This is a genomic window from Blautia sp. MSK20_18 (genome assembly GCF_020553125.1).
GTDB lineage: Bacteria > Bacillota > Clostridia > Lachnospirales > Lachnospiraceae > Blautia_A > Blautia_A fusiformis.
In genome coordinates this window covers 36,702-50,638 of record NZ_JAJCGR010000012.1, presented here as the reverse complement: position 1 = coordinate 50,638, position 13,937 = coordinate 36,702, and the positions used below count along the sequence as shown (strand labels likewise).

Annotated in this window: 12 protein-coding genes; all 12 read right to left on the bottom strand. The window is 43.2% G+C overall.

Going from position 1 to position 13,937, the window contains the following annotated elements; translation table 11 throughout:
- Positions 1-6 precede the first annotated feature (6 nt).
- Positions 7-1,275: a M18 family aminopeptidase gene (locus LI091_RS08715; RefSeq protein ID WP_015526779.1), complete on the bottom strand. Its 1,269-nt coding sequence runs from the start codon at positions 1,273-1,275 to the stop codon at positions 7-9.
- A gap of 84 nt (positions 1,276-1,359) precedes the next feature.
- The gene (locus LI091_RS08710) at positions 1,360-2,418 is read right to left on the bottom strand and encodes an FUSC family protein (protein ID WP_022426516.1); all 1,059 of its coding nucleotides are present in this window, start codon (positions 2,416-2,418) and stop codon (positions 1,360-1,362) included.
- A gap of 222 nt (positions 2,419-2,640) precedes the next feature.
- Entirely contained in the window at positions 2,641-3,915 is a 1,275-nt protein-coding gene (locus LI091_RS08705; protein WP_044962381.1) for a peptidoglycan-binding protein, read from the bottom strand.
- A 138-nt stretch (positions 3,916-4,053) separates the two neighbouring features.
- Positions 4,054-4,965 (bottom strand): carbohydrate kinase family protein, encoded by a 912-nt coding sequence (locus tag LI091_RS08700; RefSeq protein ID WP_021652941.1) that lies wholly within the window; start codon positions 4,963-4,965, stop codon positions 4,054-4,056.
- Between the two features lies 1 nt (position 4,966).
- The gene (locus LI091_RS08695) at positions 4,967-6,334 is read right to left on the bottom strand and encodes a family 4 glycosyl hydrolase (RefSeq protein WP_021652942.1); all 1,368 of its coding nucleotides are present in this window, start codon (positions 6,332-6,334) and stop codon (positions 4,967-4,969) included.
- Between the two features lie 26 nt (positions 6,335-6,360).
- A complete protein-coding gene (locus LI091_RS08690) occupies positions 6,361-7,233 on the bottom strand; it encodes a carbohydrate ABC transporter permease (protein WP_265191056.1) in 873 nt (290 codons plus the stop codon).
- Between the two features lie 90 nt (positions 7,234-7,323).
- Entirely contained in the window at positions 7,324-8,586 is a 1,263-nt protein-coding gene (locus LI091_RS08685) for an ABC transporter substrate-binding protein (RefSeq protein ID WP_173733691.1), read from the bottom strand.
- 40 nt (positions 8,587-8,626) lie between these two features.
- A complete protein-coding gene (locus LI091_RS08680) occupies positions 8,627-9,466 on the bottom strand; it encodes a carbohydrate ABC transporter permease (RefSeq protein WP_021652945.1) in 840 nt (279 codons plus the stop codon).
- A gap of 1 nt (position 9,467) precedes the next feature.
- The gene (locus LI091_RS08675) at positions 9,468-10,457 is read right to left on the bottom strand and encodes a LacI family DNA-binding transcriptional regulator (RefSeq protein WP_021652946.1); all 990 of its coding nucleotides are present in this window, start codon (positions 10,455-10,457) and stop codon (positions 9,468-9,470) included.
- Positions 10,458-10,698: 241 nt separating this feature from the next.
- Complete coding sequence (rseP, locus tag LI091_RS08670) at positions 10,699-11,976, bottom strand: RIP metalloprotease RseP (RefSeq protein ID WP_303006929.1); 1,278 nt, start codon at positions 11,974-11,976, stop codon at positions 10,699-10,701.
- A gap of 10 nt (positions 11,977-11,986) precedes the next feature.
- Positions 11,987-13,129 (bottom strand): 1-deoxy-D-xylulose-5-phosphate reductoisomerase, encoded by a 1,143-nt coding sequence (gene dxr, locus LI091_RS08665; RefSeq protein ID WP_265191055.1) that lies wholly within the window; start codon positions 13,127-13,129, stop codon positions 11,987-11,989.
- 11 nt (positions 13,130-13,140) lie between these two features.
- Positions 13,141-13,935: a phosphatidate cytidylyltransferase gene (locus LI091_RS08660; protein WP_148448899.1), complete on the bottom strand. Its 795-nt coding sequence runs from the start codon at positions 13,933-13,935 to the stop codon at positions 13,141-13,143.
- Positions 13,936-13,937: the final 2 nt, after the last annotated feature.

The window sequence follows — 13,937 nt, the reverse complement described above, 5'->3', positions numbered from 1 at the left end:
CCGATATCACCTGTAAAATACCTTTGCCGCACGGATCAGACTTTCCGTATCTTTCACTCCGGCTGTTTCATAAGCGGAATGCATCGCCAGCTGCGGCAAACCGATATCGACCGTATTTATGGCTGCCTGGGTATTGGAAATATTTCCCAGAGTGGAACCACCGGCAATATCAGAACGGTTCACAAATGTCTGATATGGCACATCTGCTTCTCTGCAGAGTTCCTTAAAGATTGCTGTGGAAATCCCATCGGTACAATATTTCTGATTGGCATTATATTTGATCACAATTCCACCATTCATCACCGGACGGTTTACAGGATCTGCCTTGTCTGTATAATTCGGATGTAATGCATGTGCATTGTCCGCAGAGATCATAAAGCTCTCTGCAAGGGCCATCAGATAACTTTCCTGATCTCCGCCAAGGGCCAGATTGATACGAAACAGTACATCTTTAAGAAATGTGGATGCAGCTCCCTGCCTGGTAGTGCTTCCCACTTCTTCATTATCCAGTACACAGTGGACTGCAATGCCCTTCTTCTTATCTGCCTGAAGAAAGCCTTCCATTGAAGCGAAAGCACACTGCAGATCATCTAATCTTGGACTGGAAACAAATTCATTCCTGGATCCCCAGATCGTTCCGGGCATCCGGTTATAGAGAAACAGATCATGGCCCAGGATATCCTCCGGACGGATCTCTGCCTCTTCTGCCAGCATCCGCATGAAGTTTCCTTTTTCGCCACTGCCACTGTACAATGGAAGCATATCCTTCTGGACATTATAATGATAGCCTCCATTAATATCCCGGTTCATATGGATCGCAAGGCTCGGGATCATGACCAGATCTCTATCAATATCTACAAGCTTTTCCAGAATTTTTCCGTTTTTGTGGACGATCATGCGGCCTGCCACAGAAAGGGGACGGTCAAACCAGGTAGAAAGGATCATTCCTCCGTACCGCTCCACATTCAGCTTCACATAAGCTCCGTTTACAGACATCTCCGGATTTTCTTTTATTTTAAAAGACGGGGAGTCACTGTGACTTGCAATGATATGATATCTCCTGCAGTCATTGACAGGAATGGAAAATCCGATGATCGCAGAATGATTTCTCATGACAAAATATTTTCCGCCCTTTTCCAGCTCCCAGCGCTCCTCTTCCTTCAATTCTGTAAAGCCTTCCTCCAAAAAACGTCTTCTTGTTTCCTCTGCCGCCTGAAAGGCTGTAGGACTTTTACTGATAAATTCCAGCAGTTTTTCTGTTGTTTCTTCGTACATAATCTTCTCCTCTGTCGGCCCGGTAATATCCAGGCTGTTATGCTATTACCCATTATACGGCAAAACTTTTTTCAGGGCAATATCTCAGATTTCTGCACTCTTTCGTACCCACATATGCTGCACAAGCTTATCCCCAAGCTTATTTGCGAGCATAGTATAAATTGAACTAAATACATTGGCTCCAATACGGAGCAGCACTGCTGCCGGCATTCCAAACAGTCCTGATGCAATGGACAGTGCTCCAAATGTATTAAATGCAGTCTGCCACGCATAACCTGCGGAATATCCCACACCGATTCCTCCGATCATTCCAATATAGGGATACATAGATTCCGGAAGTATCAGATAAAGCACTGCAAACAAAATACATCCAACGATATTGAACATCCCCCTTTTTCCGGCTCTTCCCTTGCAGTCCTCGGTAAACGGCAAGCACACGGACATACAAGCAATTCCGGCCCACATTGCTCTTGGGAGTCCTAGAAGAGACATGATCAGCATAGCGCTGGAAACGATCAGCGTCAGTCTTAAATACCACCTGCCTCTTGCGGAATGCAGGTCAAATTCCCGGAACAGGTCCAGAAACGTCCTGCGATACGGGCGGTTTTTCTGATTCTTATAAAAAACTACCATGCAGAGAACCATTCCGGCCAAAAGCCCCTCTACACGAAGCAGATACGCCTTTCCGGTTACGTCATATCCCATCAGAAGCAGATATCCGAGAACAAATGTGGAATGGTTATACATAATTACATTATGGCATCCCAGGATCATCAGTAACAGGATGCTTATCGCATTAACAAAAAATGCCGGTACCGGTGAAACCATATTGGATAATCTCGGTCCTGCGATCAGAATACAGAAAATCCCGGCAATGGACAACAATCCGTGAGACGTCCGGATTCCGAAATCCGCCTGTCTTAAAACCAGCACTGCCAGTAGTACGGTTACTCCTACAACACTGTTGTCATTGCCGGTTATCTTACTGTACAATGTCACAACCGCCACACAAAATGCCATGACAAGATACACTTTAAAATTATAGATCAGAATATGCCTTCTTTTCTCCTTTTTGTCTGTGGTATTTCTGATCAGCTGTTTTGATCCGGTTGAGCTTAACTGCAGTTCCTGATAAAATGTCATTTTCATCACTCCTTTTGTAAAGCAGACATTCTCATTTCGCTTTTTTCACATGCTCATAAACGCAATCTCTTTACAATTTACGTTCAAAGATACAAACAGCCATTATACTTGGTTTATTCTGAAACGTCAAATATTTTTTCTGAAATCATGTTCACGCATTACACCTCAACCCCGATCAGATCACTCCGAAAATGGCCAGGAACATTTTTATTATTTTTATATTTACTGCAGCTCCGCTATCCTGGTCACTGCTACATAAATGTCCTGTATCTTATACCAGGTTGGATAATCCACCACTCCAGATGCGGGAAGTCCGAATATATTCTGGAATTTTTTTACAGATGCAGCAGTAGCCGGACCATAAATACCATCCACGATCACTGACGGGATGGCAGGATAGGCTTTTGCTATGGCATTAAGCTGTTCCTGGATCTGCTGCACCTTTTCACCGGTAACACCGATAGTCAGGTCATATCCCGGCCAGGATGCGGGAATCCCGGAAACTGCTTCCGCCACATTGATATACATATCGTTTCCATAGAAGCTCCGCAGGATCTCAATGGCGGAATATCCCTGATCTCCCAGAGCTTTGCTTCCCCACTGGGTCATCCATCCCCGGTTCCTGCACTGCACCTGGTGTCCGTCACAGTACTGGGTCAGGATCGGCTGACGTACATCCGGTCTGGAAAGGTAGTTTTCAAAAAGTTCATCCACGATCCGGTCGATACTCTCAAAAATATTCCTGCCATGGATCCATTTGTGGTCGTATGCTGTGGAGGATGTAATGGTGAAATCATAACCCTTATTTCGGTACCACTCTGTATAAACTCTGTTCAGAGTAAACGACATGATTGCCAGAACATTGGCACGTATCGTGTCCTCCGGCCAAGTTGCGTAGATCTCACTGCTGGCCACGTTTTTGATATAATCCTTATATCTTACATAATAATCCTGTGCAGAGGTATCCCCTATTGGCCCGTCGTGGACTACGATATACTCCGGGATCACCACTTTGTTTAATACGATCTCTCCGGTTTCATTTATCGGCTTGATCTCTGCTTCCGGATTTTTGGGAGGATATTCCCCAAAAAGCGTATGGGGTCCGATGACGATCCGCTGATAGTCCTCTCCACTACCCTGCTGTCTGCTAAGGGATGCTCCCTGCCTGGCAATGGAATGGGGAAGAACTTCTGTCCCGGCAACTTCTTTTGGTGTAAAACCCTCTGCACTGATCCGAACTGTATATTCTGCATAAGGCTGCTGCTCCACCGGTTTCATGCTGTATTCCAGTGGAGGAGCTGCCAGCTCCAGCATGGGCGTTTTTCCGGAGGAATCCGTACGGATTTCTTCGATCACATTATCCGGGACTCCTGTGTACGAGATCCGCACTGTAGCATTTTCCACAGGACGGTTACTGGCACTGTCCAGCACCGTCACCTGCAGCTGTCCCTGATCCGGCATATCCTGCTGCATGGAAATATAAGAATGATTTTTCATAAACAGAGGCTCCTTTTTGTGCCTGAAAGCACACTGGTTCTCTGCTAGTATATGTTTGCATAAAAAAAATGTCTCTTACCTGATATACAAATAAGAGACACCTTTTTCAGTTACAGATTATAAATTTTTTCCACCTCTTCAAAGTTCTCTGACTTCTAGCGTTCCCGCAATTTCCAAGAGCTGTTCTTCATTGACAAAATTGCTGATACAGCCCATTCCCTGAACACACGCACTTCCTGTTACATTTCCAAACTTAATGCACTGTTCAATTGGATAATGATGATAAAGTCCATAAATAAAGCCACTCATAAATGCATCTCCTGCTCCTGTTGCATCAATAGCTTTTACATTTTGTACAGAAGATATGATTTTTATTCCATCCTTATTTTTAAGCAGGCACCCTTCCTTGTCCATTTTGATCGTCACGTCAGAAAAAAATTCCGACAGAATGTCAGCAGCCTCTTCCACACTGGACGTTCCTGTAATCTTCATGGCCTCTTTCTGGTTGGGAATATAATAATCTGCAATTTCCAGATAATCCTTGTATTTTTCCAATGTCAGATCATCTTCCCATCCCGTATCAAAAATCTGGATACAACCATCTTTTTTCAGTCTTTTATACACATCTAAAAATCCAACATGCATATCTACCACATATGCACCTTTCAGATTTTCATAAACTTCATCCATAACAGCATCATTAAGATCCATTCCGTCTGTATATGAAATAAAACTTCTGTCACCACAATATAGCAAGGTGGAAGACAGCACCACCGGCATCTTGTTTCCTTTATAAAGATTCACAGTTTTTACCGGATAGCTATTCAGTGTTTTTTTCACAAATTCCGAAAAAAGATCATGCCCTGCAAAAGTAATAATTCTGGACTCAACTCCAAGCCTTGAAAGATTGATCATGGTAGCCGGAATCCCACCACCAAACTGCATGGAAAATCCTCTGGCGAAAATCTCCTCTCCCTTATCAGGCAGTCTATCAAGACCAGAATAGATCAGATCAATATTGGAATAGCCTACGCCACCTACAAAACTCATATCAGTTCCATTCCTCCATATAGTCTTTATTTGTGGCTAAATATGTTTCCACCAGTTTCTTGGCCAGTGAGTAGGAATTGACAAGAGGATGCACCATAAGGCAGTCAATTGCTTTACTAATGCTTCTTGTACGGATTGCTTCAGAAGCCAGCCTTTCGTAAATCTTCACCCTGCGAATAAGTTCCATCTGCAATTCCCCGGGATTTGGGACTTTATGCGGAATCATCTCACCATCTTTAAGATCACATGTAACTTCCACAATGTCTGTATTAAGGAGTCCCGGAATTGCTCCGTTATTCGGTACACAAAGGATCATCTCACTGTCTTTTCCACTTAATTTGGAACGGATATATTTCAGGGCAACACCTGCATAGCCTCCATCATCCTTTGCATAAACATCAAAATGATAGGGTTCTTTTGCTCTGGATACGCCGGTCTCATTTGCCATATAAGCATCTTCACGTTTGCCATACCACTTATCATAAACCTTCAGGCAGTTTTCAAAATCATTTTCGACATCCATGTGTGACAGTTCCTCCGTCATATGGATATTCACATCACGGATCACTTCTCCCCTGGTGATACCCGCATCCAAAATATGCTGAACTGCTTCTTCTCTGTAATAAAAATAATACAAATATTCATTAAGAATACATCCCATATGCTCTACCAGATCTTTTTTAAAGAAACGCATATCTGTATCCGTATACAATCTTTCATCTTTTAAAAGCTCCGGCAAAATCTCTTTTCCATCCAGCTTAATACTGTCAAAAAAAGAAAGATGATTCAATCCATAGCAGTCTCCCGTCACAGAATTTTGCGGAACCTTATACATTTTTGCAAAGGAATGGAGAAGACTACTTGGAGCATCGCAGATACCATAGGTAAAATCATATCCCATATCACGCAGAGTCTGAGATACTACTCCCGCTGGGTTGGTAAAGTTAAAGATCTTTACATCCGGAGAAGCGTATTTTTTTGCAAGCTCACAATATTTTACCAGAGCCGGCACAGAACGCATAGCAAAAGAAAACCCTGCCGCACCGGTAGTTTCCTGCCCCAGAACCCCCAGATTCAGAGCTACTCGTTCATCCTGGATACGCATATCATCCTCTCCAACACGAATCGTTGTTATGATATAATCTGCATCTTTAATGGCTTCTACAGGGTCGCCGGTAAGTTCCAGCTGCAAGTCTGGCTGCAGACGTTTTGCAACCTGCTGTGCCATTTTACCATAGATATTAAGCTTCTTTGGATCATTATCCATAAAAATCACTTGGTTGATCCCCAATTCCAAACTGCTCTGAGCAAGGCTTTTTGCCAAAAACATGGAACGTACTCCACCACCGCCGATTACTGCTATTTTCATCTGTAATTCCTCCTCTTTCTGTCTTTTTAGTAGTCTGCCTCATTCATCTTAAACAACCGATTAATGGCACTTACTACAATTACCCCTGCAATAATAAGAATTACTCCCATCATGTTGGCATAACCATAATTATTATCTGTCATAGATGTTTTGTACAGGTATAGTGGAAGATTCAGTGTTGTATCTCCCGGCCCTCCGTTGGTTGTCAGATAAATGAGTTCAAATTCTCTCAGCATACTGGTTGCCGCCAGAATCTCACAGGTTCCAATAATAGTACGGATCAGTGGGAGACGAATCTTCATATTGATCTGCATGTCTGTAGCACCATCGATCTTGGCCGCTTCCACAACATCCTCGGGAATGGACAGAACACCTGCAAGCACAAGAATGATGATCATTCCTGTATACAGAAGCCAGCTCCATGTAACTGTGATAAAGGCACTGTTCTGATCAAAGAACCAGTTTTTCATAAATGGTTTCCCGGTTACTGTTTTTACAAAAGAATTGATAATACCATACTGCGCATTAAATACATTCAGGAAAATAACAGCCAGTGCCGCTGCAGATACCACATTCGGGATCATATAGATAGTTCTGAGGACTTTCCAACCTTTTTTTCTTTTTGAAAGCATAAACGCGATCACAGTTCCTAGCATCACATGCACAACAGACTGAAGCACAACCCAGATTCCCGTATTCTTCAGTGCTGTAAGCATTCGTGCGTCGTTCCGGAAAGCATTGATATAATTATCCAGTCCAATAAATTTAAATACACCGCCTGCTTTCCATTCAAAAAATGAACTTCCAAACACCATACACATCGGAGCCAGGTAAATCAATGCAAAAAGGAGCAGACACGGCAAAAGAAAGCTTGCCTGTTTCCATTTTTTAACTTTCATTTCTCATCTCTCCTGTTTCAGTCTGTTCTTAGCCTCCGGCGACTTCAGAAGAAGGTATGTCCTGCCGAAGCCGCGGAAATCATATAATTATCAGTTTTTCTGTGCAGCGTCTGTAAGAGCCTGTGCGAACTCTTCCGGAGTAATTTCACCCTGCGCAAGAAGCGGATACTGAATACTGATCTCATCCACTACATTTGCATACCAAAGGCTCTGGAAATCATTAATACTGTGCGCTGCTTTATCGCCGTTTGCGATGACTTCATTTACAAGTGGCTTTACATTATCAGATGTAAGACCCTCCATAGCCGGAATATCGCCTGTAATTTCAAGCATTTTAAGCTGGCTCTCCTCATTTGTGAGGAATTTTACAAATGTAAGAGTTGCATCCAGTGTTTTCTCATCCTTGGAAGCAACATTAAAGCCAATTTTTCCACTGTTATACATAACATCACCAGGATACATTGCAGTACCGACTTTATCTGCAAATCCATCTTCAACCATAGAAGTATCATAGAAATCGCTAATCATCCAAGGACCATTTGCAATGATAGCTGTCTGTCCCATAAAGAAGTTGCTTGCAGCATTCTCATATTTTCCACCAACTGCATCCGGAGTTGTATATTTCTGAAACATGGTCTGAATCCTGGTTGCTGCATCGATAAATTCTTTTGTATTATAATCTGTCGGGAGCATGGTATTCATAAACTGTTCTCCCTCATCGCTCTCACCAATCATAGCACCAAGCATCAGTGAAGTTACCCAACCGGAATCTGCAGTATCCATGGAAAGCGGTGTAATGCCTGCATCCAGAAGCTTGTCACACTGCTCAAAGAACTCGTCCCATGTCTTTGCCGGTTTCTCAATTCCTGCCTGAGCAAAGAGATCTTTGTTGTAGAAGTATCCTATTACCTGTCTGGTATAAGGAATTCCATAAATCTTACCATCGCGGGAGTTTACATCCCAGCATGCATCAGTTGCAAGTTTTTTCCAGTCATCATCTACATAATCAGTAAGGTCGACAAGTTGATCCTTCATTGAATCAATCAGATTATATCCACCTGTACTGAATGTATCCGGAAGAGAATTGGAAGAATACAGAACTTTCAGCTTATCCACATAGTTCTGATCACCTGCGATTTCTTCCACATTGACCTTGATACTGTCACCGTACTCCTCATTAAAAGCTTCCAGACGATCCTGGAACCATTCTGTATTAACACTGACACCAACCCAGGATGTAGGAAATGTGATTTCTGTCACATCATCCGCTTTTACTGTTGTGGTCATGCCTCCTGCCATGGATAATGCTGTCACTGCTGACAATACTGTGGCCATCACCTTTTTTGTTTTCATATTAATTGCCTCCTTTTATATAATTTATAAATTTTCATCTTCAACCTTTGACAGATCCTGCTACCATACTGGTAGTAACCTGTTCCTGCAGCAATACATAGATTACGATACTTGGTAGAATTACCATAGTCAATGCCGCAAACATCGCTGTATAGTTAAACGAAAACTGAGATGTAAAATAATTCAGAGCAAGAGGAAGGGTCCTTACTTCTGTGCTTTTGGTAAGAACGAGTCCGAACATGAACTCATTCCATGACGTCAGGAACTGTAAAATTGCCCCTGTTGCAAGTCCTGATTTAGCCAATGGAAATACAATTACAAAGAATGTCCGATAAAACCCGGCTCCGTCAATATAGGCAGCTTCTTCCAGTTCCTTGGGGATACCCTGAAAATAGCTTTTGAATACGAAAAGTGAAGTAGGAAGTCCCAGTGCCGCATACACAAGTACAAGCCCTGACCTTGTATCAAACATTCCGATTCCCATCATGATCTTATAGATTGGCATCAGAAGTGCTGAAGTAGGTACAAGAAGAGACGCAGATAAAAGCAATGTGATAAAGGTACTTCCCTTAAACGTATATCTGGCCAACACATAGGCAGCCATGGAAACAATCAGGATATTTAGCAGGGTACTTGTGAAAGAAATCACAACACTGTTTCCATAAAACTTAAAAATTGGAGCCAAATCCAATGCAGCCTTATACCCATTAAAGCTTAATGATGTAGGCAGTGCAAATGCAGATGATAGGATCTCCTTATTGGATTTAAAGGATGACATCACGATCCATACTAATGGTCCTACTGAAATCAGTGCCATAAATCCCAGGAAAACAAATCTAAATATTTTCCAAAGAATATCTTTAAAGCTCTTCCCCCCCATTTTATATTTCCTCCCTTCTGAGTACAGTTCCTCTTTCCAATAATTTATAGGGTAGTGTATACTCTATATTTTCTTCTCTGTTTCTACTTTTGTTACACAAAATCTCAAGAGTCCATTCCACCATCTTATCCAGTGGCTGATAAATCGTAGTAAGTTTAGGAACCACCCGCTCTGATATACTTAATCCATCAAATCCCAAAACGGATACATCTTCCGGAACCTTCAAACCATGTTCATTTAGCGCTGTAATTGCTCCTACCGCAGTCTCATCGGAAAAAGCAAACACTGCAGTGAACTTCTTTTTCTTTCGCAATGCACTGTTCATAGATCGATAGCCTTTTTCGAAGGTAAGCTGACCGTATTCTGCCATGTCATCACTGAACATAAGTCCATATTCCTCCATTGCCTTCTTACAGCCAACTAACCGCTGGAATCCTGAACTGATGCTTGTAGAAAGATCAGTCAGAATCAGTATCTCCCTGTGTCCCATTTCAAGAAGATATTTCATTCCCTCGTAAGCAGCCATCATATCGTTAATGTGTACCATATCGCATCTGCTGTCAAAAGCTGCGCCTCCCAGCATAACCACTTTGATATTCTTTGCCCGGATATATCGTATCACCTCACGGTCAATCTCCTCCTCCAGATAAATAACTCCCATCACATACAATTCCTTCAGGATACTCTTATAACTATCATCTCCCGGAAATGTAGGAAGAAATATCACTCTACATTTGTATTTTGGCATCTGCCGGATAATCTCCTTTATAGATTCACTGAAATATCCAAATTCCAGATTAGGAATCAGAACTACGATCACACCATCTGACTTACGTGTTGGATGATTTGGCACATAACCAACCGTATTAGCTGCCTCCTCAATTCTTCTGGATAATTCATCACTCACTACATTCTGTCCTGAAAAATATCTTGAAACAGTTGCTGGAGACACATGTGCCATTTGTGCAACCTTTCTGATTGTACCTGCCATTGTCTCATCTCCTTATGTGATTTTTTCTTATTATTTGAGATTTATTCCTTATTTCTTTTAGTATTTTGCACGATTTAATATCGCTATCTACATTTTTGATTGTACAAAGTTACAAATAGAATGTCAATCTTGTTTCATGTGTTTCATCTTGGTTTCATATGTTTCATTAAAAAAAGATGGAACAATCCGGACATCTTCCTGACCATTCCATCTTTTATATATCTTTACTTCATAATCCTCATCAGAATATCTTCAGAATATCATTATACATAACGATAACCATCAACGCCATCAGAAGCATCAGCCCCGCAAAATGGATCATGCCTTCTACCTGACGGTTTACCGGTTTTCTCCGGATCGCTTCTGCCACCAGAAATACCAGCCTTCCTCCATCCAGCGCAGGAAGAGGAAGAAGGTTCATCACTCCCAGGTTTGCAGAAAGAAGAACTGCCATATTCAGCAAATTCATCCAGATCATCAGCGTTCCCTCACTCTTGGACTGTTCGTAAGTGTCGCCAATGGCATCCGCAATACCCACAGGACCACTTAAGTCTTTCATTCCAAGGTGACCGGTCACAAGCTCTTTCAGGCTTAAGATCGTAGTACGGATCATGTATTTCACTTCCACAGCACCATATTTCAGAACATTAAAGCCGGAAGTTTTTTCACTGTATGTGTTATATCCGAAACCGGAAACCGGTGTTCTGTATTCCCTTGGTGTTATCTCTGCCTCATATTCCAGTCCGTTACGCTCATAGGTGATCGTCACAGGTTTCTTGGATAACGGATGCTCCTCGATGTATTTTTCATATGCATTTCCATCCGGAACCTCCACACCGTTGATCTTCGTGATCACATCGCCGGCTTCCAGACCTGCCTCTTCCAGTGGCATTCCCTTGATCAGTGATTCCACTGTCATGGAATTTACATCGGAACGGTTAAAGCCAAGAAGATACCGCACATTTACATCTGGTTTATAGGAAATCTCCTGTTCCTTTCCATCACGTTTTACTTTCAGCCGGATGGTATCTCCCTCTTTCAGTTCGTTGAGATACGAATATACATAAAGATCTTTCCCCAGATCAATATGGTAGCCCTGATATTCCGTGATCACATCGCCCTTTTTCAATCCGGCCTTTTCCGCAGCAGAATTTTGGGTTACTTCTAATACAGTTGCCGGATCATAGCCCATACAGCCTACAATGATCACAGACAAAACAAATGCCAGCAGAAAATTAAATACCGGACCTGCAGCAACCACTGCGATCCTGCCCCACACAGGAGCCGAATTAAAGGTTCCCGGACTGTCATCTTCCGCATCCTCTCCGGCCATGGCGCAGGAACCTCCAAGAGGAAACAGTTTCACGGAATAACGTGTGCCGCCCTTTACCGTACTTATGATCCTGGGTCCCATACCAAGAGAAAATTCCAATACCTCGATATGGTTCTTTTTTGCCAGAAGAAAATGTCCCAGCTCATGGATCAGTATCACAACACTGAAAATAATTACAGCAATCACAAATTTCAATTTACCACCTGCTTTCGATCCACTGATAAGTATCCTGCTCTACAGAAAGGATCTCATCCAGATCCGGATGTGCGATTTTTTTATGTCTTTCCATAGACTGTGCAATAATCTCATAAATATCCAGAAAGCCGATCTTTTCCTCCAGGAATTTCTTTACTGCAAGCTCATTGGCTGCATTAAAGACAGTCGGCATACTTCCGCCCTCCCGGGATGCCTGGATCGCCATAGGAAGTCCCCGGAATGTCTCCATATCCGGAACCTCAAATGTGATCTCATGAAGCTTCGTGAAATCAAGGCGGTCTCCATCCAGATATCGTCTGTGCGGATAGTACAGAGCGTACTGGATCGGAAGTCTCATATCCGGAGTTCCAAGCTGTGCCATGATCGCACCATCCTTAAACTCCACCATGGAATGGATGATACTCTGCGGCTGCACCACCACCTGAATATGATCCAGATCCATGTCAAACAGCCATTTGGCTTCCATAACTTCCAGCCCTTTGTTTACCAGGGTTGCGGAATCTACGGTGATCTTTCGTCCCATTACCCAGTTTGGATGCTTCAGAGTATCTGCAACAGTGACCCTTCGCAGCTCTTCTGTGGTACGTCCGCGGAAGGGACCACCGGATGCCGTGATCAGAAGCTTGTGGATCTCTTTGTTTTCTTCTCCGTGGATAGCCTGGAAAATAGCGCTGTGTTCACTGTCTACCGGAAGGATAGATACGCCATATTTCTTTGCCATGGGCATGATCAGATGACCGGCTGTGACAAGGGTTTCCTTATTCGCCAGGGCGATGTCCTTTCCGGCACGGATTCCCTCCATAGTAGGGCGGATCCCGATCATTCCCACGATCGCAGTGACAAGGATATCGGATTCCGGCATGGACGCAAGTTCCAGAAGTCCTTCCATTCCGCTGACTACCTTTGTGTCCGTATCCGCAATACGTGTTTTCAGGTCCCGGGCTGCCTTTTCATCCCAGACTGCAGCCAGAAGTGGATGAAACTCCCGGATCTGTTCTTCCAGTTTCTCCACACTTTTTCCCGCACTGACCGCAACAACACGAAGATCTTCATTTTTTCTTGCCACATCCAGTGTCTGAGTTCCGATGGAACCGGTAGAACCTAAGATTGCAATATTCTTCATTTCAATATCTCCTAAATTCCAAGAATCGTTTTTGCAAGATAGTAAATAACAGGAGCTGTGATAATCACGCTGTCAAAACGGTCCAGGATTCCTCCGTGGCCCGGGATCAGCTTACCATAGTCCTTAATGTTCTGATTTCTCTTGATCGCAGATGCTGCCAGATCACCTACCATGGAGATCAGGGCTCCAACTGCACAAATCAGGGCATACTCCGCCATTTTTCCCTGTGTGGCCGCTGCATAGATCACTCCAAGAAGTGCCGCTCCCACAACGCCGCCTACAGCTCCCTCGATGGATTTCTTCGGGCTTAAAACCGGCGCCATCTTATGTTTGCCGATGAGCATTCCCACACAGTAAGCGCAGGTATCACAGCCCCAGGAGCATAAGAAGATCAGCCATACCAGGAATTTTCCGTCCGGGAGGCTTCTGGTAAGATAGATAAAGGAAAGCATCACCGCAACATATATCACTCCGAAAAATGCTGCCATCACTTGTTCCGCACGGTATTTCGGATAACCGAATACATAGACAAACAGAATCAGGATCATACTGATGATGATCGCCATTGTTCCATAACTTCCAAAATCAAATTTCATGGCAATATAATAAAGCACTGCTCCAAGATATCCCACAAGTTCCAGCACAGTAATGTGCTCATCACTTACCTTCATTACCTTGTAAAGCTCTCTCATTCCGATCAGTGAAACAACCAGAAGTGTAAAAAACAGGATCCAGCTGCCGGAAATAATGGTTGCCAGGGCAATGATGACAAGGATGATACCACTTATCAGTCTTGTCTTAAACATGA